This is a genomic window from Leisingera sp. SA215, from assembly GCF_055902035.1.
In genome coordinates this window covers 1-17679 of record NZ_JBVVXU010000042.1, presented here as the reverse complement: position 1 = coordinate 17679, position 17679 = coordinate 1, and the positions used below count along the sequence as shown (strand labels likewise).

15 protein-coding genes and 4 pseudogenes are annotated in these 17679 nt (G+C 60.4%); 13 read left to right on the top strand and 6 right to left on the bottom strand.

From position 1 onward, the window contains the following. Positions 1–97: 97 nt before the first annotated feature. Positions 98–468: pseudogene (locus AC0KW6_RS21565) on the top strand (transposase); the annotation flags it as partial. Between the two features lie 5 nt (positions 469–473). On the opposite strand, the gene AC0KW6_RS21560 reads toward AC0KW6_RS21565, so the two are convergent. Then, on the bottom strand, positions 474–899 hold the full coding sequence (locus tag AC0KW6_RS21560) for an Lrp/AsnC family transcriptional regulator (protein WP_323779634.1): 426 nt from the start codon (positions 897–899) through the stop codon (positions 474–476). Here AC0KW6_RS21560 and AC0KW6_RS21555 point away from each other — a divergent pair. Next, complete coding sequence (locus tag AC0KW6_RS21555) at positions 871–1311, top strand: cupin domain-containing protein (RefSeq protein ID WP_474036060.1); 441 nt, start codon at positions 871–873, stop codon at positions 1309–1311. The two genes, AC0KW6_RS21560 and AC0KW6_RS21555, sit on opposite strands and share 29 nt — an antisense overlap. A 453-nt stretch (positions 1312–1764) precedes the next feature. Here the strand turns inward: AC0KW6_RS21555 and AC0KW6_RS21550 are convergent, their stop codons facing one another. From AC0KW6_RS21550 to AC0KW6_RS21540, 3 genes are read right to left on the bottom strand one after another with little or no spacing between them, the layout of a single operon-like run. After that, positions 1765–2952 carry a 2Fe-2S iron-sulfur cluster-binding protein gene (locus AC0KW6_RS21550; protein WP_474036059.1) on the bottom strand — a complete coding sequence of 396 codons (1188 nt, stop codon included), beginning with the start codon at positions 2950–2952 and terminating at the stop codon, positions 1765–1767. Beyond that, on the bottom strand, positions 2949–3770 hold the full coding sequence (locus AC0KW6_RS21545; protein ID WP_323779628.1) for an FAD binding domain-containing protein: 822 nt from the start codon (positions 3768–3770) through the stop codon (positions 2949–2951). Before AC0KW6_RS21545 ends, AC0KW6_RS21550 begins: the two co-directional genes overlap by 4 nt. Further along, positions 3767–6112, bottom strand: coding sequence for a xanthine dehydrogenase family protein molybdopterin-binding subunit (locus AC0KW6_RS21540; protein WP_474036058.1), 2346 nt, complete (start codon positions 6110–6112; stop codon positions 3767–3769). Before AC0KW6_RS21540 ends, AC0KW6_RS21545 begins: the two co-directional genes overlap by 4 nt. Positions 6113–6338: 226 nt before the next feature. Between AC0KW6_RS21540 and AC0KW6_RS21535 the strand changes: the two genes are divergently transcribed. Then, positions 6339–6809, top strand: coding sequence for a MarR family winged helix-turn-helix transcriptional regulator (locus AC0KW6_RS21535; RefSeq protein ID WP_323779625.1), 471 nt, complete (start codon positions 6339–6341; stop codon positions 6807–6809). A 198-nt stretch (positions 6810–7007) separates the two neighbouring features. After that, a pseudogene (locus AC0KW6_RS21530) lies at positions 7008–7604 on the top strand (IS110 family transposase); the annotation flags it as partial. 29 nt (positions 7605–7633) lie between these two features. Here the strand turns inward: AC0KW6_RS21530 and AC0KW6_RS21525 are convergent. After that, positions 7634–7813: pseudogene (locus AC0KW6_RS21525) on the bottom strand (transposase domain-containing protein); the annotation flags it as partial. Positions 7814–8113: 300 nt separating this feature from the next. Here AC0KW6_RS21525 and AC0KW6_RS21520 point away from each other — a divergent pair. Next, the gene (locus tag AC0KW6_RS21520) at positions 8114–8299 is read left to right on the top strand and encodes a hypothetical protein (protein WP_474036061.1); all 186 of its coding nucleotides are present in this window, start codon (positions 8114–8116) and stop codon (positions 8297–8299) included. Next, positions 8232–10355 (top strand): recombinase family protein, encoded by a 2124-nt coding sequence (locus AC0KW6_RS21515; protein WP_474036057.1) that lies wholly within the window; start codon positions 8232–8234, stop codon positions 10353–10355. The genes AC0KW6_RS21520 and AC0KW6_RS21515 overlap by 68 nt, the downstream gene beginning before the upstream one ends. Here the strand turns inward: AC0KW6_RS21515 and AC0KW6_RS21510 are convergent. Next, positions 10351–10542: pseudogene (locus tag AC0KW6_RS21510) on the bottom strand (IS66 family transposase); the annotation flags it as partial. The gene AC0KW6_RS21515 and the pseudogene AC0KW6_RS21510 sit on opposite strands and share 5 nt — an antisense overlap. A 327-nt stretch (positions 10543–10869) precedes the next feature. Between AC0KW6_RS21510 and AC0KW6_RS21505 the strand changes: the two are divergent. From AC0KW6_RS21505 to AC0KW6_RS21475, 7 genes are all read left to right on the top strand, one after another. Next, a complete protein-coding gene (locus tag AC0KW6_RS21505; RefSeq protein WP_474036056.1) occupies positions 10870–11964 on the top strand; it encodes a TRAP transporter substrate-binding protein in 1095 nt (364 codons plus the stop codon). 79 nt (positions 11965–12043) lie between these two features. After that, positions 12044–12652 carry a TRAP transporter small permease subunit gene (locus AC0KW6_RS21500; protein ID WP_474036055.1) on the top strand — a complete coding sequence of 203 codons (609 nt, stop codon included), beginning with the start codon at positions 12044–12046 and terminating at the stop codon, positions 12650–12652. Then, on the top strand, positions 12649–14295 hold the full coding sequence (locus AC0KW6_RS21495; protein ID WP_474036054.1) for a TRAP transporter large permease: 1647 nt from the start codon (positions 12649–12651) through the stop codon (positions 14293–14295). Before AC0KW6_RS21500 ends, AC0KW6_RS21495 begins: the two co-directional genes overlap by 4 nt. A 142-nt stretch (positions 14296–14437) precedes the next feature. After that, on the top strand, positions 14438–15187 hold the full coding sequence (gene ndpH / locus AC0KW6_RS21490; RefSeq protein ID WP_474036053.1) for a maleate isomerase: 750 nt from the start codon (positions 14438–14440) through the stop codon (positions 15185–15187). An 11-nt stretch (positions 15188–15198) separates the two neighbouring features. Further along, on the top strand, positions 15199–15981 hold the full coding sequence (locus AC0KW6_RS21485; protein WP_323776516.1) for an alpha/beta fold hydrolase: 783 nt from the start codon (positions 15199–15201) through the stop codon (positions 15979–15981). A 27-nt stretch (positions 15982–16008) separates the two neighbouring features. Beyond that, entirely contained in the window at positions 16009–17040 is a 1032-nt protein-coding gene (locus AC0KW6_RS21480) for a 2,5-dihydroxypyridine 5,6-dioxygenase NicX family protein (protein ID WP_474035175.1), read from the top strand. 22 nt (positions 17041–17062) lie between these two features. Further along, the coding region (locus AC0KW6_RS21475; RefSeq protein ID WP_474036052.1) for an isochorismatase family protein at positions 17063–17679 on the top strand (617 nt) is incomplete at its 3' end.

The window sequence follows — 17679 nt, the reverse complement described above, 5'->3', positions numbered from 1 at the left end:
GACCCGTCTCGGTCGTGCAGCCTATGAGCGTGTCGCATAACAAACCGGGGAAAGGGGAAAATGCGGCCCGAGCGCTATTCGTGCAACGCGGTCATTTGTGCTCCATACTTGGGGATCAGTGATGAAGCGCCGCCCGAATGCCCGCAGATCGTGCCAGGCGGCGGCCTGTCTGCCGCTGGCACCGGTTGGATCGCCTGCCGCAGGAATTTCTTCCTCTCCGTCCGCGTTCCGTCCTGCTTGTACCGCCGCCTCATTCTGGAAGGGCCGACCGGGCTGCACAACGGCGGGAAGCTGCAATTCTTCGGCGGCTATGCTGAGCTTGTTGATCGTGCGGCCTGCGACGCTTTCCAGCAACGGCTGCGCAAGATCGACTGGGCCGTGGATGCCAGGGAGCCCTTTGCCGGACCCAACGCCGTGCTGGTAGACGTGTTCCTAAGGGCTGCTGATGGCACATCGCGTTTGCAGAGGTCACACTAAACACCGGTTAGCCGTTTCAGCACAACCTGACTTAGCGAACTTGCGATCAGCGGCGATGCCGCCACCGTGTCGTTCAGCGCCGCAAGTTCGGACACACTGGGCAGCGCGACGGTGACCAAGGCGTCGGTTTCGCCGGACAGCGAGGCGACGGCAGCGACCCCATCCAGCGAGGCGAGCCAGCGCAGTGCCCGATCACAGGGGCGCTCGGCGATGCGGACGAACAGAACCGCATGTGTGAGGCCAGCACGTTCGTCCGTTTCGGCATGATACCCCTTGATCACGCCTTGCTGCTCCATGGCCGCAATCCGGTCTTGCACCGCGGGCCGGGACAGCCCGATCTCCCGGCCAACGGCCGCCGCACTCAGGCGTGCGTTTTGCTCTAGCAGCGCTAGAATGCGTTTGTTGGTTCTGTCGATTATCATTGTCGATCCAGCGATTGGCAGCCGTCTTCCGGCGCAATGCAAGATGCGCTCCCTCGCTTCCGGCGGCAAGATGCCATTAGTCACAAAGGAGATGGTGATGCGAAAGATCGCACCAGAAGATTTTACCGGAGCACGGGCCTGGGACGCCCTGGATATCGAGCGCTTCACGGGGGCAACTACCGTGCGGCTCCACTGGACCGACAAGCCCTACAAGTGGCACGTCAACGACGGCCCCGAAGTTTTCGTGGTTCTGGAAGGCGGGGTGGAGATGCACTGCCGTTCGGAAGCAGGAACTTCAATGTTCAAGCTGGCTTCAGGGGATATTTTCCACGCGGAAGCGGGTGACGAGCATGTCGCGCACCCGGTTGGCTGCGCCCGCGTGCTGGTGATTGAGCAGGAAGGCAGCGTGTGAACCCCGTTGCCATGCCGAAACTACACGGTTAGTCCGGGTTCAGTTTTCCACTTTTCCGGAGAAACGGTTCCCTCTGACCCCGATCTTGTGATGATTTGAAGCATGCAAACGAAGATCCTGATCAGTTCCTGCCTGCTGGGCCTGCCCGTGCGGTACAATGGGAGAGCTAATGGGATGAACTGCTTTCCCACCAACCCGCTGCTACCGTGGCGGGCATAGGTGGAGAGAGGAGCATCTGATGGACATCAAGGTTCTGGGCATTGCCTATGCTCATACGTGGGTCTCCTCAAAATTAAGCTACCACGTCAGGGCCAAAATTCAGGGTAGTCCCATGTCGTCTTTACGCGGTCAGCCGCATTAACTCTACGGCTCCAAGCCACCGTAAGGTGTCTTTATGCCCCCAGTCGGAACGGTCCCCAATCAGTTTGGCAATGCCGCCGGGAATTGTAGAGATTATTCAGCCGAGTGGCGTCGCCTGAACAGACCTTTGAGCACTGAAATAGCCACAGCCCAAAAACTTACGCCCTTACTCTCACGTACTTCGCCTCCTGCAAGCACCGCATTGCAGTTGGCGACGAATTCGCCAAGGATGTAGTCCACCAGACCATTGACCAACTCGGGGCGGTTAAACTGACCCAACACCCCCTCGATGCGGAACCGAAATGCCACATCAACATTCGAGCTTGCTTTGGTTTCTCCAGAATGGACCTTGAAGCTTAACTCGCCTTCGACATTGGATTGGCCACCGCGGTCCTTGCCCCGGCCACTGACCTTGCCCTCGCGATTGGCGTCCTCAGTGGCAAAACTGCCTTCCCCCTCGAACCGAGCCGAAATCGGGCCGAACCGCACCCCAACATGACCGAAAAAGCGCTCTCCTTCGATGTCCGACAGCTCGGCGCCTGGCAGACAGCGCGCGACGGCGGGCAGGTCGCGGAAATGCGCCCAGACGGCATCGGCGGGATGGTCTAGAGTGACCTTGCGGCGCACAACGGTCCAGCCGTTTTCGACCCGGCTATCACCAGCAACAGAGGGCTTGACTTCAGCCGTTGTATCGGGCCGTGCTGCGAAGGGGGCAAAGGCCTGCTTGTGCCGGGCTTCCATCGGGGTGACAGGGCGCGCGGGGATCCCGGCCGCGTCGCGTTCGCTGATGACTTCGCTAATTGCCTTGACGATGCCCACATAGCCGGTACAGCGACACAGGTTTCCTGAAAGCTCATTGCGAATGCGGGCTTCATCCGCGGTTTCCAACCGTTCGACCAGGTCGCGCGCGGTGGTGATCATCCCCGGGGTGCAAAAGCCGCATTGCAGGGCGTGATTGCGGTGGAACGCTGCGCGCAGCCGGTCCATCAGAGCATCACCGTCCCAGCCTTCCAAGGTCTCGACGCGGCTGCCGTCGCAGTCGTGGGCGAAGGTGAGGCAGGACCGTACCGGGCGTCCATCGACCGTCACCGTGCAGGCGCCACAAACACCCTGTTCACAGGCTAGATGGGTCGCAGTCAAGTTTAGGTGGTCGCGCAGGATCTCGGCGAGTTGGGCCCGCGGCGCAACTCGCACGGCGTGTTCTGCGCCGTTGACGGTCAAGCGGATTTCGAGCGGGGCTATTTCGGTGGAGCCTTTGAGGTCCGTATCGGGCATGTTCATTCGGGCAATACCTTCTCGATAGCGCGGCAAAGTGCCGTTGTCATCAGATGAAGCTTCACGTCATCGACATCGGTTAGTCGCGCAGCAAGCGCCGCGCGAACCTCGTCGCGGGCGGGACGCGTCGCTTTGGCGGCGATGCTGGCACCCAGGTCTGTCAAGATCAGGGGTGGACCGCCGGTCGCTCCGGCGACTAGCCGGATGAAACCGCTGTCAGGATGCACAACCAGAGCGCCGATGGCCTCGGCGAACTCGCCCACCTTGCGGCAGACCTTGTCATATCCCCAAAAGGCATCACGCAACTGTTTGCGGATTTCGACCCGTATCAGCAGTTCCGAAGAATCGAGCACAGTCCGATAGGCTCCAAGCATGAAAGCAGAGATCGGCACGGATCGTTCCTTGCCGCCCGCCTCCCGGATGATCACTGCGGCATCCAGCGCGGTCATCGCCGTGAGCCAGTCTGCTGCCGGGTCGGCATGTGCCAGCGAGCCGCCGATCGTTCCCTTGTTGCGAACAGCGCGATAGGCGATGCCGCGGGCCACGTGGCGCATCATCGGGGGTAGGGAGACATCATCCTTGCCATCCTCAATGCGAGCGTGGGTCACACCTGCGCCGATACAGAGTTTGTCCGATTTTTCGCATATATCGATCATGCCGGGCAGGGCCGACACATTCACCAGCGCCTCCGGGCGGGCCAGCCTGAGATTGAGCATTGGACCCAGCGACTGACCACCGGCCAGAACCTTGGCACCCGTCTTTAGTGCTTGAACCGCCGCCGATGCCGAGTCGGCGCGAAGGTGTGAAAATGCGGAAGGTTTCATCGCGCGGCTTCCTTCTTGGCTTGCGCTGCAAATATCGCGGAGAGAACCCGATGCGGTGTGGCAGGCACTTGGGTCAGTTCGACCCCGATCGGCGCCAGGGCGTTGTTGATGGCATTCACGATGGCCCCGGCTGGAGCAATCGCGGCGCCTTCGCCCACCCCCTTTATTCCGTGCCGCGAATAGGGTGAGAGCGTTTCGCTATGACCCAGTCGGAAATTCGGCAGCTCGGCGGGCCCTGGCATGATGTAGTCGGCCAGGGTCGAGGTCACCGGTTGGCCGGAACCGTCGTAAAGCGTTTCTTCGAACAAAGCAGTGCCGATCCCTTGTGCCGCACCACCGTAAGATTGCCCGTCAAGGATAAGCGGGTTCACCCGGCGACCGCAATCTTCGAAGATAACGTAATCGAGGATCTCGGTCAGGCCGGTGTCGGGGTCGACCTCGACGATAGCGGCATGGGTGGCATAGGTGAACAGGCCGGTGTCGATGTCGGGCTTGTAGCCTTCGGTGACCTCTAGCCCCGTGGTTTCGACGTCGTCGGCCAGGAGATCGGGGCGCAAATACCATGTGTTTGCGATCTCGGAAAACTTGACCAATGCCTGGTCGTGCCAGGCCGCGCCATCATGCAGCGTGACTTTCTCAGGGGGGCATTGCAGCAGGTGCGCGGCATGAACCCGGATGCGCCGGGCAAGTTCTTCGGCGGCTTTGGAGACCGCACCTCCGGCCATCACCATCCCGCGCGAGGCGAATGCACCGAAGGAGTTCGGTGTTCGACCAGTGTCGCCCATCACCACGCGCACCCGCGAAATGTCGACGCCGAGCCATTCGCAGGCAACCTGTGCGATGGTTGTCTCCAGGCCTTGTCCGAAAGAATGGTTGCCCGACAGAACTTCGACCGCACCCGAGGGGTTCAGCTTGACGGTGGCCTGCTCATAGCCCGGCACGACCGACAGGCCCCAGGAACCAAAGACCTTGGAACCGTGGGCGGATTGTTCGGTGAAACTGGCAAAGCCCAAACCGATATGGCGGCCTTCAGCAGCGGCGGCGCGCTGGCGTTCACGGAAATGCGTCGCGTCGATCATCCTCGCGGCTTCCCGTGCAGCCATAGGGTAATCGCCGGAATCGTAGTACTTGCCAGTTACGTTAGTATAGGGCATCGCGCTTCCCGGAACGAGATTGAGACAGCGTACCTCAAGCGGATCCTTGTCCACCGCACGGGCGATCGCGTCCATGATCAACTCGATCACGAAGCAGACGCCCGGGCGCGCCACACCGCGATAGGGGGTGAAGGCGGGTTTGTTAGTGGCCACCGAATAGGTTCGGCATGCATAGGCTTGCAGGTCATAGGGACCGGGCAGGTTACCGCCGGCCTGGGCGGCCTCAAGGCAGGCGGTGAAGGGCCAGACTGAATAGGCGCCGACGTCCACCCAGATATCGGCGTCGAGCCCAAGCAGCCGACCGTCATCATCGGCGTAGGCGGTGACCTTATAATTGTGTTCGCGGGTATTGGCCCCGGCGGTCAGATGTTCGCGTCGGTCTTCGGTCCAGCGTATCGGACGGTCGGTCTTGAGTGAGACCCAGGACACCGAGAGTTCTTCGGGCTGCAACACGCATTTATAGCCGAACCCGCCACCTACGTCGGGGGCAATTACGCGCACGCTGGCCTGATCGAACCCGAGACATTCCGCAATCCCGGTGCGAATCACATGTGGTACCTGGGTCGAGGTGTAGACCTGAAGCTGGTCAGCTTTGTGATCCCAGTGGGCCAGAACGCCCTTGCCCTCCATCGGGTTCATCGCTTGGCGGGCGGTTTTGAATTCGCGTTCCACCACGACGGTCGCCGCGGCCTTTGCGGTGCTCAGGTCACTGTCGTAATCGGTGGTCAGGAACAGGTTGTCGCCCCATTCCTCGTGCAGCAGCGGCGCGCCTTCGTCCAAGGCTGCGAAAACATCGGTGACCGGTGGCAGCGGGGTCAGGTCCACCTCCACTGCCTCGGCAAGGTCCTCGGCCTCGGCGCGTGTGGGGGCTATGCAGACGGCGATGCACTCACCGACATAGCGCACCTTGTCACGGGCCAGGGCTGGATAATCCGACATCTTGTAACCGGGCAGGGTAGAGACCGTGCGAATCGGCTTCAGATCGGCCATGTCCTCGGCGGTAAACACCCTATCCTCGGCCCCGGCGGGTTTGGTGATCCGGCCCAGCGTCGCATGTGCCAATGGGCTGCGCACAAAAGCGGCCTCCCACAATCCCGGCAACTTGATGTCGCCGACGAACTGCGCCTTGCCCTTCAGATGTCGGCTGTCCTCCTTGCGAGCTACGCGCGCTCCAATCCCTGACGCCAATTTCCCCTCCCTTATCCGCTGCACTTGACCGACGGTTGACGGTCATGAAAAATGCAGTGCATATGTGTTCTACATTAATCTACAGTATACTCCTTAATTTGGGGCGGGCAATATCTTTTTGGTTCGTTCCTTCTTGGCGGGCGCGATCAGATGCCCGATCCAAATGAAAGAGGGCTAGGAAAAAATGGAGAACAGTATATTGCACTTGGCAACCACAGGCGAGCAGATGAACCAAGAAAAATACGAAGATCTCTGGGACAGGCCCGGATATCTGGTGCGCCGCTTGCATCAGGTTCACATCGGTCTTTTCACTCAGGCATGTGGGGAGCTGGACCTTACGGCGGTGCAGTTTGCCATTCTTTCGGTCCTCTGCACAGATGCCGAACTTGATCAATTATCGATCTCGAAGTTGGTGGGAATCGACCGGACAAGCGGGGCGGATGTCATCAAGCGATTGGTAAATCGCGGTCTCGCCACGCGGGAGCGATCGAAGCAAGATCGCCGAGCACTGATTGTCCGCATTACGGATGCAGGTCGCCGGACAGTGCGCGATGTGCGTCCGCTGATGGAAGATGTCCAGGACAAAATGGTGTCGCCATTGACGGACGAGGAATACGAGGTCTTCATGCGGGCGTTGCGAAAAATGGTCGAGGCAAATAACGAAGCCTCTCGTGCTCCGATGAGGAAGCGCGTCTGAATTAACACGTCGCCTTGCGTCGCAATTTCACCGCTTTGCAATACCCGTCGCGAACGGCTGGTTTTCTTTCGAAATTCTCTAGACCGGATGATCGGGGTCACCAGTTGACTGGGCCGGTGGCCTCTCCCGCGGCATTCTCCGTTCGAGGGTTGCGCCAGATTGGCGGGCGTAGTGCTTCAAGAATGGGGGAGAGACCAAATGCAGGATATCATATTCATAGGCCTGGACGTCCACAAAGCCATGGTTTCGGTTGCGGTTGCGAACGGAGAGCGCGGCGGCGAAGTCCGCGCCTGGGGCAACATTCCCAACCGGCCCGATCATATCGGCAAGCTCGTCGAGAAGCTCAGCAGAACCGCCCGGCAGCTGCATTTTTGCTATGAGGCAGGCCCGTGCGGATATGGCCTGCACCGGCAGATCACCGGGCTCGGCCATGCCTGTGACGTGGTTGCGCCCTCTCTGGTGCCAATGAAGGCTGGAGACCGGGTAAAGACAGACCGGCGCGATGCTGTGATGCCGGCCAGGCTGCACCGTGCCGGAGAACTGACCGCGGTCTGGGTGCCGGATGCGGCGCATGAAGCAATGCGGGACCTGGTCCGGGCACGCGCCGCGGCAATGAAGCTGTTGGGCAAGTCGCGGCAGCATCTTCAGGGCTTCCTGCTGCGGCATGGCCGGGTCTATCCCGGGAAGAAGGGATGGACCAAGGCCTACCGGCGCTGGCTGACCACTGTCAGGTTCGAGCACCCGGCGCAGCAGATCGTATTCCAGGATTATGTCGATGCCGTAACTGATGCAGAGGGTAAGCGGTGTCTGCGCCCCACGCGGGATCAGCTTGACGGGTTGAAGTTCCAGGGAAGCAGATCGTCGATCTTGCTGGCTGGGTGACCGGCTGCGATCACCTCAAGGGTCGCCTTGAGATACGCGAAGGGCACCACGCCGTTGATCTTCGCGGTGGCGATCAGGGAAGTGATGCGGGCCCATGTGCGGCCGCCTTCGTCGGAAGCAGCGTCATAATGCCGGGAGTCTGGGTTTTGACGCGGTCGTCACGTATCCATTTCACCCGCTTTGCGGCCAAACGATTGAGATTACAGGATCAGTTGAGCACGACTTTTGTCGTCATCTATTGATCCGCCAAGATCATGGTGGAGCATTTCATCTTCCGGCTTGGATGATCACACCTGAGGCTGGATCAATCAAGCCTGTCGATACTCCATCCCTACCGCTTGAACGATTGCGCGATCTTCGTGCGCTGTTGGATCAGCTCTTACACTCCCGTGAGGACAAATTGGTCAGCACAGGAGATGTCGATGCCACACCCCAATCAACCCGATCTGTTTGCCTATCTCGCGCCAACGGTTCATTGGAGCCCAGCCGATCGCCAGATGGCCATGATGCTTCTTCGGGAGCTGCTGCAGGAGGCGGTGAATGCGCCGAGTCTATCCAGTCCGTGTCAGACCGGAAAGGAGGGCAGCAATGAGCAAGATCACGGCTGAGCATCTGGGGCGCAGCGCCTATATTTATATTCGGCAGTCTTCCACATATCAGGTGGCTAACAACTTGGAGAGCCAACGTCGGCAATATGGCCTAGCCGAGCGGGCGCAACAGCTGGGGTGGGAAACGGTCGAAGTCATTGACGAAGATCTTGGCAAATCGGGCGGCGGCGGCACCGAGCGCCCGGGATTTCAGAAACTTCTTGCTGCGATCTGTGAAGGCCGGGTTGGTGCTGTATTTTCGCTTGAAGCCTCGCGCTTGGCCCGCAACGGGCGTGATTGGCACAGCTTGCTGGAATTTTGCGCTGTGGTGGGGACGCTGATTGTAGACGAAGACGGCTTATACGACCCGCGTCTGATCAATGACCGCCTGCTCTTGGGCATGAAAGGCACGATGAGCGAGATGGAAGTGTCGGTCTTCCGGCAGCGCTCGGCTGAAGCCATCAAGCAAAAGGCTGGACGGGGTGAATTGCTGACGACGGTGGCTGTCGGATACGTCAAAACCGATGACAATCGCATCGAAATGGACCCCGACCGCCGCGTTCGGGACGCCATTGCCCTGGTGTTCCGAAAGTTTGCTGCATTGCAGTCGATCCGCCAGGTTCTTTTGTGGTTCCGGGATGAGGAAGTCATGTTACTGCGCGCGATTTATGGCGGTGGAGAACAGCGCATCACATGGACACTGCCTGTTTACCCAACGCTGCATCACATGCTGACAAACCCGGTCTACGCCGGGGCCTATGCATTCGGACGTCGCGGCAGCAAAACCGTCATCAAGGATGGACAAAAACGCCAGACCCGTGAAAGCTTTCGGCGCAATTGGAACGACTGGGACGTTTTGATCCGTGACCACCACGCCGGCTACATTTCTTGGGAAACCTTCGAAAAAACGCAAAGTATGATCGCACAGAACGCCAATCGAAGCGGCTATGGTGCGCGCGGAGCAATACGCAAAGGTGAGGCGCTGTTGCCCGGGTTGTTGCGGTGCGCGCGCTGTGGTCGACGTTTGCGGGTGGCCTACAGCGGTAAATGCGGCAACACGCAGCGCTACGTGTGTCATGGCACTTTTGGAAGTAAAGCACGAGCCAATTGCATCGCGTTCGGCGGCATGCGTATTGACCGTGCAATTTCTGCCGAAGTTCTGGACCGTCTGCAGCCCCTTGGGATTGAGGCGGCTCTGTCTGCGGCGTCAGCGCAGGTAGAGAAGCGGCACGAGACGTTGCAGCAAATGGAAAACGCGCTGCAACAGGCCCGGTTTGAAGCGAAACGCACTCAGCGCCAGTATGATGCGGTCGACCCGGATAACCGGCTAGTCGCCGACGAGCTGGAGCGGCGTTGGAATGAGAAGCTTCGACAGGTGCGCGATTTGGAAATCGACATTGAAAGGCTCCAGACCGAAACACCGCCCAGTCCTTCAATACCAGATCGTGATCGGTTGATGAGCCTAGGTGCCGATCTGGCACAGGCTTGGGACAGCCCCGGTGTCACGCCGGAGACCCAGAAGCGGATTTTACGGCTCATGATCCGAGAAATCATCGTCGACATGACCGAAGACAGCCTGCCTTTGATCATCCATTGGCAAGGCGGGGATCATACGCGTCTGAGTATAAAGAAGAACAAGGTAGGTCACACACGGTGGGTGATTGCCGGTGACACTCTGGACCTGATCCGCGCTCTCGCCCGTCAGATGCCCGATGAGCACATAGCATCGATATTGAACCGCGCGGGCAAGGTCACCGGAAAAGGCCTTACGTGGAACCGAAGCCGTATCTGCAGTGTGCGCCGTAACCGTAGCATTCCTGTCTATCGTGAAGGTGAACGTCAGGAACGCGGAGAACTCACCTTGGACGAAGCGGCAACCATCCTAGATGTCAGCCCGTCGACGGTGCGTAGATTGATCAAAACCGGAGAACTTCCCGCAATCCAGACCTGTAAAGGTGCCCCTTGGATCATCAAGCAGGACGAGGTTCAGAAAGACAGCGTGCGCCAAGCCGCTGATGCACGTCGCGCCAGACGCCCGGCGCCTCGCGATCCCAACCAAAAAACCATGCAATTATAAGGGCATATGCAGATGTGTAGTATGAAGCACCCTCGTCATGTCCGGCGAAGAGCGCATTCTTTCTCGTCAGGGCAATCGGGCGGATCAGGTTCTCGATGGGGTTGGAGTCGATCTCGACGCGCCCGTCTCTCAGGAAGGTCTGCAGGCCGCCCCACTGTCGGTGGATATAGGTCAACTTCTCGCCCAGGCGCGGACTTCGCCGCCGCGTTCTTCGCTCGCAACCGCAACCGAAACCATGGCTTTGTGGACGTCCAGGCCTATGAATATGATATCCTGCATTTGGTCTCTCCCCCATTCTTGAAGCACTACGCCCGCCAATCTGGCGCAACCCTCGAACGGAGAATGCCGCGGGAGAGGCCACCGGCCCAGTCAACTGGTGACCCCGATCATCCGGTCTAGGTGCTGAATCCGCTGAAAAGATCCATTCTTGACTCATCATACAGTATACTGCATATATATTGTACAGTATACGTCGTAAGACGGGTTGAGGAGCCCGCTGATAATGGGAGGATATATGATGAAGCGACGCAATTTCCTGACGGCCACAGCTGCGGTAACAAGCGCGGGCCTTTTGGCGGCACCCTCGATTTCACGCGCACAGGATGTGGTGCGTTGGCGGATGTCGACCAGCTGGCCGAATACTCTTGATGTCTTATACGGTTCGGCCGAACGGCTGTGCGATCGCGTTAAGGAATTGTCCGGCGGGCGCTTTGATATTCGCGCCTTCCCGGGCGGCGAGATCGTGCCGGCGACGCAGAACCTGGAGGCGGTCGGGCAGGGTTCGGTCGAATGCTGCCATACGCTCAGTTCGTTCCATGTTGGGCGCGAGCCGGCTTTTGCCTTTGATGCCGGCATGGCCTTCGGTCTGAATGCCCGTCAACAACTGGCCTGGCTGGTGCAGGGTGGCGGGATGGACCTGCTGCGCAACCTCTACAAGGATTTCAACGTCGTCAATTTCAATGTCGGCAATACCGGCGTACAAATGGGCGGTTGGTTCCGCAAGGAAATGAACTCACTGGAGGATATTCAGGGCTTGACGATGCGGATCGGCGGAATCGGTGGCAAGGTGCTGTCCAAGCTCGGCGCCGTGCCGCAGCAGATATCGCCCAGCGATATCTACCCGTCGCTGGAGAAGGGCGCGATCGACGCGGCCGAATGGATCGGCCCGCACGATGATTACCGTCTGGGTCTGCACAGGGTCGCGCCGTACTATTACTCCCCCGGCTGGTGGGAGGGCAGCGCCGCTATCACCTGTCTTGTTGGGCAGGAGGCATGGGCGAGCCTGCCACAGGATCTTCAGGCGGCGTTCACGGCAGCTTGCGCCGAGCAGTCCCGCGACATGCTGGCGCGCTATGACGCGCTGAACCCGATCGCGATCCGCAAGCTGATCGCCGAAGGTGCCAAGGTTGCATACTTCCCGCGCGAAGTGATGGATGCAGCCTATGAAGCCGCCCAAGAAGTCTGGCAGGAACTGTCCGACGAAAGCCCGCGGTTTGCCGAAATCTATCCGCAATGGAAAGAGTTCCAGAAGGCCGAGGCGGCCTGGTTCCGCATCGCCGAGAACGCTCTGGACGGTTTCACCACCAGCGCCGTGACGCGCAACAAGTAAACACTGCCTGCTTCGACAGGACGTCCCGGCGCCGCGCCTCCGCGGCGCCGCAGGAAAATTCTTGTCCGAAAGGAAGCCAATGATCGCTTTGCTACACCTGGCGCGCACCATTGATGGTCTCAATCTGATCTTAGGCCGGATCCTGCCTTGGGCCGTCGTCATTGCCGTCTTGCTCAGTTCCGGTAACGCACTGAGCCGTAAATTCTTTCAGGTCAGCTCGAACGCCTGGCTGGAAGCACAGCTGTATCTCTTCGGCGTGATCTTCCTGTTGCCCGCCGGCTATACGCTGCTCAAGAACGGCCATGTCAGAGTCGATGTTTTAGCCTCCAAACTGCCGCGGCGCACCCAAATCTGGATCGAGATCTTCGGCGTCGTGTTCCTTATGTTTCCCGCCGTCACCCTGATCGTTTGGTACGGCATCCCCAATTTTCTTTTGGCCCTGGAAAGTGGCGAGACTTCGCCTAATGCCGGTGGGCTCATCCGCTGGCCGGCGATGCTGCTGATACCGCTCGGTTTCGGCATCCTGCTGCTGGCGGGGCTTTCCCACCTGATCAAATGCGTGGGCTTCCTGCTGGACCGTTGCCCAGACCCAACACAACAGGATGGCCTGAGCGAGGAAGAGCAACTGTTGGAAGAACTGAAGTCTGAGCTCGACAAGGCTGAGGATAACGAGCGGAGGAAAAAATGACCGGGTTCCTAATTGAAAATATCGCACCGATCATGTTCTTCAGCCTCATCGTACTGATGCTGCTGGGCTTTCCGGTTGCCTTTTCCCTAGCCGCCTGCGGGATCTTCTTTGCCGCCATCGGTATGGAGTTGGGCCTGCTGTCGTCGGCGCTGCTCCAGGTTCTTCCGCAGCGGGTGTTCGGCATCATAATGAATGACGTGCTTTTGGCTCTGCCCTTCTTCACGTTCATGGGCCTCCTGCTGGAACGCTCGGGTATGGCCGAGGATCTTCTGGAAACGGTCGGCCAGCTGTTCGGTAGCATTCGTGGCGGGCTGGCCTTCGCCGTGGTCGCCGTCGGCGCGCTGCTGGCCGCGACCACCGGCGTGGTCTCGGCCTCGGTGATTTCGATGGGGCTGATTTCGCTGCCGATCATGCTGCGTTATGGCTATGACCGCAGCGTTGCGACCGGCGTGATCGCCGCCTCGGGCACCCTGTCGCAGATCATTCCGCCATCGCTGACACTGATCATTCTGGCCGATCAGCTGGGTCGCCCGGTCGGCGACATGTATCAGGGGGCCATTGTTCCTGGCCTGATCCTGACCGGCGCCTATATGCTCTATGTTGCCGTCATCGCGCTGCTTAAGCCGCGCAAAACCCCGTCGCTGCCCTCTGACATGATGGTCGGACGCACCGAAAAGGGACGTTCGGGCGCAATTTCGCTGCTGGTCGTCTTCGTGATCGGCGCGGTGATCAGCCAGATCGCGCTGCGCCTGCTGATGGACCCCGAGGCCACCAGTGGCGAACGCATCGTCCTTGCCTTCTCGGGGTGGAGCATCCTGGTCTTCGCGATCGCCAGTGTCGACCGCTTGTTGTCGCTGAGCCTGCTGTCGCAAATCGCGCAACGCACGATCTTTGCCATGATCCCGCCTCTGGCGCTGATCTTCCTTGTGCTTGGCACGATCTTCATCGGCGTTGCCACCCCGACCGAGGGCGGCGCGATGGGCGCGGTGGGCGCTTTGATCCTGGCGCTTGTTAAGGGGCGGTTGAGCCTCGCCCGGTTCGAGCAGGCGATGGAGGCGACGATGCGGCTGACCAGCTTCGCGATCTTCATTCTGGTCGGGTCCACCGTGTTCGCGCTGACCTTCCGGGCGGTCAACGGCGATCTCTGGGTCGAACATCTGCTGCTGAACTTGCCTGGCGGCGAACTGGGTTTCCTGATCTTCGTGTCGGTGTTCGTCTTCGTGGCTGCGTTTTTCCTGGATTTCTTCGAACTGGCGTTCATCGTCATTCCGTTGATCGGACCGGTCGCCGAGACCTTTGGAATCGACATGGTTTGGTTCGGGATCCTCATCGCGGTGAACATGCAGACCTCGTTCATGCATCCGCCCTTCGGTCTGGCGCTGTTCTACCTACGATCGGTGGCGCCCCAGAAGGATTACACCGACCGGATCACCGGCCAGGCGGTGGCGCGGGTGACCACTGGTCAAATCTACCGCGGCTCGATCCCCTTCATCTGCATCCAACTGGCGATGGTCGCCCTCGTGCTGATGATGCCGCAGATGGTGACGCACTACAAATCCGCGCATGTCAACGACATCGACCCGGCGAGCGTCGAGATCAAAATGGACGGCGCAGACTACGGCGCGGAAAACCCGTTCGATTGAACCATACGCCGGCAGCCCGGAAAGTCCGGGCTGCCGGCAAGGGCAGGGCAGGGGGGCTGTGTCTGTCCAAATGAGAAGCATACTGAATACGCAATCTCCCGACCAGGCAAGAACTCGGGCGGGAGCCAGGATGGAGAAGACCATGACAAGTTATCGCATCGGACAGATTGTACCGTCGTCGAACGTCACGATGGAGACCGAGATCCCGGCCCTTTTGCGGGCCCGTGAAACGGTGGCGCCAGAGCGGTTCACGTTTCACTCGTCGCGGATGCGGATGAAACATGTGACCAAGGAAGAGCTGGCGAAGATGGATGCCGACAGCGACCGCTGCGCGCTGGAACTGTCGGATGCCAAGGTTGATGTGATGGGCTATGCCTGCCTCGTGGCAATCATGTCGATGGGCCACGGTTATCACCGCACATCGCAGGAGCGTCTGCACGGGGTGACCCGTGACAACGACGCCGAAGCCCCGGTGGTGACCTCCGCTGGTGCGCTGGTCGAGGGGATCAAGGCGATCGGCGCCAAGAAGGTCGCGGTGGTCGCGCCCTACATGAAGCCGCTGACCGAAATGGTGGTGGAGTATATCCGCAACGAAGGCATCGAAGTGGTGACCTGGCGGGCGCTGGAGATTTCCGACAACCTCGCCGTGGCGGCGCATGACCCGATGAACCTGCCCGGCATCGTGTCTGAAATGGACACCAGCGATGTGGACGCAGTTGTTCTGTCGGCCTGTGTGCAGATGCCGTCGCTGCCGGCCGTGTCCACCGTCGAGGCGCAGGTGGGCAAGCCGGTTCTGACCGCGGCCATCGCAACCACCTGGCAGATGCTGAAGGCGCTGGATCTCGACACCCGCGTTCCCGGCGGCGGCACCCTGCTGTCCGGCGCGTATTGAGGGAGCAGACCATGATCAAAGGATACAATATTCACGCCAACGGCATCCGCCAGCACCTGATCCGCTACGCCGGACCGGAAGGCGCGCCGGAACTCCTCATCATTCCGGGCATTACCTCGCCCGCGATCACCTGGGGCTTTGTCGCTGAACGGCTGGCCGAGCGGTTCGACGTTCACGTGCTGGACGTGCGCGGCCGCGGTCTGTCTGAGACGGGCGATCTCGACTACACGCTGGACGCGCTGGCCGATGATGCGCTTGCGCTGGCGCGGCAGATGAATAACCCCATTGTCATGGGCCATTCGATGGGCGCGCGGGTCGCGATCCGAGCCAATGCCCGCGATGCGGAACCCTTTGCCGGGCATATCCTGGTCGATCCGCCGATGAGCGGCCCGATGCGCCGCGCCTACCCGTCGAAATGGCCGTGGTATGGCGACAGCATCGTGATGGCCGCCAAGGGCTGTTCGGCAGAGGACATGCGCGCCTATTGCCCGACCTGGAGCGACGAGCAGCTGGCGCTGCGCGCCGAGTGGCTGCATACCTGCCACTGGGGTGCGATCCGCACCGCATTTGACGGCTTTCACACCGATGACATCCATCAGGACATCCCCAGGATCGACAAACCGGCCCGGCTGGTGATCGCGGGCGGTGCCACCGTTGTGGATGCGGATGATCAGGCCGAAGTGGCTGAGTTGAACCCGAAGATCGAACAGCGGATCGTGCCCGGCGCGGGCCACATGATCCCCTGGGACGATCTTGAGGGGTTCTTGGCTGCCGTTCTCGACTTCACCGCATAACAAAATACGACATTAGGGAGAAACATGATGGACCATCAGAGCTTTACCGAGATCTGCCTGCATCAGCTGAAAATGTCCGGCGTGCAGAAGGACGAGCGTCTGGTTGTGCTTACCCAAGGCAACGAGCGCCTGGATTATGCCGATGCCTTCATGGCCGCCGGGCGCATCCTGGGCGCCAACATGTACCACATGCGCCTGCCCGCGCCGCCGGTTGCCGGCGCCTGGGCGGTGGGCCAGACCGGACTGGCGGCGATGCCCGACGCGGTTGAGGCACTGAAGAACTGCGACATGCTGATCGACTGCATCTTCCTGCTGTTCTCGCCCGAGCAATTCGCCATTCAGGACGCGGGCACCCGCATCCTGACCGCGGTGGAACCGCCGGAGCTGCTGGCGCGGATGCTGCCCTCGCAGGAACTGCGCGAGAAGGTGGAAATCGGTGCAGAGTATCTGGCCAAGGCCAAGGTGATGCGGATCACCTCGCCGCATGGCACCGATGTGACCTACAAGCTCAACACCTATGAAACCGTGGCCGAATACGCCTGCACCGACACCCCGGGCCGCTGGGACCACTGGCCTTCGGGCTTTGTCTTCACCGGCGGCGATGATGACGGTGTCGACGGAACCATCGTGGTCGCGCCGGGCGATGTGCTGCTGCCGCAGAACATGTATGTGCGCGACCCGATCACCTATACCATCGAAAAGGGCTGGATCACCGACATCCGCGGCGGTCTCGATGCGGAGCTGGTCAAATCCTACATGGAGGCCTTCAACGATCCGCGCGGCATGGGCATGAGCCACGTGGGCTGGGGCATGAACCCCAACGCCAAATGGCACGGCATGACACCGGGCGAATTCCCCGGCGGCATGGGCATGGAGCCGCGCAGCTTCTATGGCAACGTGATGTTCTCCACCGGTCCCAACAACGAGCTGGGCGGGCCGAACGACACCGCCTGCCATCTCGACATTCCGATGCGCGGCTGTTCGCTGTTCCTCGATGACGAGCCGATCGTGATTGATGGCGATCTGGTGGTGAAGGAAATGCAAATGGAGCGCGGCTGAGGCCGGGCAGGAGGAGCGCAGCATGTCCCAGCAACAGGTTTATTCAGATGCGGGCTTTGGCCAAAAGGTCGCCCGCGGCAGCAAACCGGCCATCGTGGTAGTGGATTTCTCCTACGGGTTCACCGATACGCAATACCCGACCGCGGCCGATATGTCGGCGCAGATTGCGGCCACCCGCAGGCTGACCGACAAGGCCCGCGCGATGGGGCTGCCGGTGATCTATACCACCATCGCCTATCAGCCCTGGGAACGCGAGGCGCTGCCCTGGCTGAAAAAGGCGGCGGGCATGGCGGCGCTGCAGGCCGGCAGCCGCCTGGTGGAGATCGACACGGCCACGGGGATCACCCCCGCCGACCCGGTGATCGTGAAACACGGGGCATCGGCCTTTCACGGCACCAACCTGGCGGGGCTTCTGACCGGGGCAGGGGTGGATACTGTGGTGGTGGCGGGGGCGACGACATCCGGCTGTGTCCGGGCGACGGTGGTCGATGCGGTGCAGTCCGGCTTCAACGTTCTGGTGCCGGGGGACTGTTGCGCCGACCGCGCCCAAGCGCCGCATGACGCGAACCTCTACGACATGAACCAGAAATATGCCGACGTCACCGATGCTGATGACATCGAGAACTGGCTCGACAGCCT

What these genes read in the sequence shown, in the direction of transcription:
- ndpH (WP_474036053.1), top strand. Translation starts at nt 14,438, where the DNA reads ATGACAAGTTATCGCATCGGACAGATTGTACCGTCGTCGAACGTCACG.
- AC0KW6_RS21535 (WP_323779625.1), top strand. Translation starts at nt 6,339, where the DNA reads ATGAACCAAGAAAAATACGAAGATCTCTGGGACAGGCCCGGATATCTG.
- AC0KW6_RS21480 (WP_474035175.1), top strand. Translation starts at nt 16,009, where the DNA reads ATGGACCATCAGAGCTTTACCGAGATCTGCCTGCATCAGCTGAAAATG.
- AC0KW6_RS21545 (WP_323779628.1), bottom strand. Translation starts at nt 3,770, where the DNA reads ATGAAACCTTCCGCATTTTCACACCTTCGCGCCGACTCGGCATCGGCG.
- AC0KW6_RS21500 (WP_474036055.1), top strand. Translation starts at nt 12,044, where the DNA reads ATGATCGCTTTGCTACACCTGGCGCGCACCATTGATGGTCTCAATCTG.
- AC0KW6_RS21550 (WP_474036059.1), bottom strand. Translation starts at nt 2,952, where the DNA reads ATGAACATGCCCGATACGGACCTCAAAGGCTCCACCGAAATAGCCCCG.
- AC0KW6_RS21495 (WP_474036054.1), top strand. Translation starts at nt 12,649, where the DNA reads ATGACCGGGTTCCTAATTGAAAATATCGCACCGATCATGTTCTTCAGC.
- AC0KW6_RS21520 (WP_474036061.1), top strand. Translation starts at nt 8,114, where the DNA reads ATGCCACACCCCAATCAACCCGATCTGTTTGCCTATCTCGCGCCAACG.
- AC0KW6_RS21515 (WP_474036057.1), top strand. Translation starts at nt 8,232, where the DNA reads ATGCGCCGAGTCTATCCAGTCCGTGTCAGACCGGAAAGGAGGGCAGCA.
- AC0KW6_RS21560 (WP_323779634.1), bottom strand. Translation starts at nt 899, where the DNA reads ATGATAATCGACAGAACCAACAAACGCATTCTAGCGCTGCTAGAGCAA.
- AC0KW6_RS21485 (WP_323776516.1), top strand. Translation starts at nt 15,199, where the DNA reads ATGATCAAAGGATACAATATTCACGCCAACGGCATCCGCCAGCACCTG.
- AC0KW6_RS21555 (WP_474036060.1), top strand. Translation starts at nt 871, where the DNA reads ATGCGTTTGTTGGTTCTGTCGATTATCATTGTCGATCCAGCGATTGGC.
- AC0KW6_RS21505 (WP_474036056.1), top strand. Translation starts at nt 10,870, where the DNA reads ATGATGAAGCGACGCAATTTCCTGACGGCCACAGCTGCGGTAACAAGC.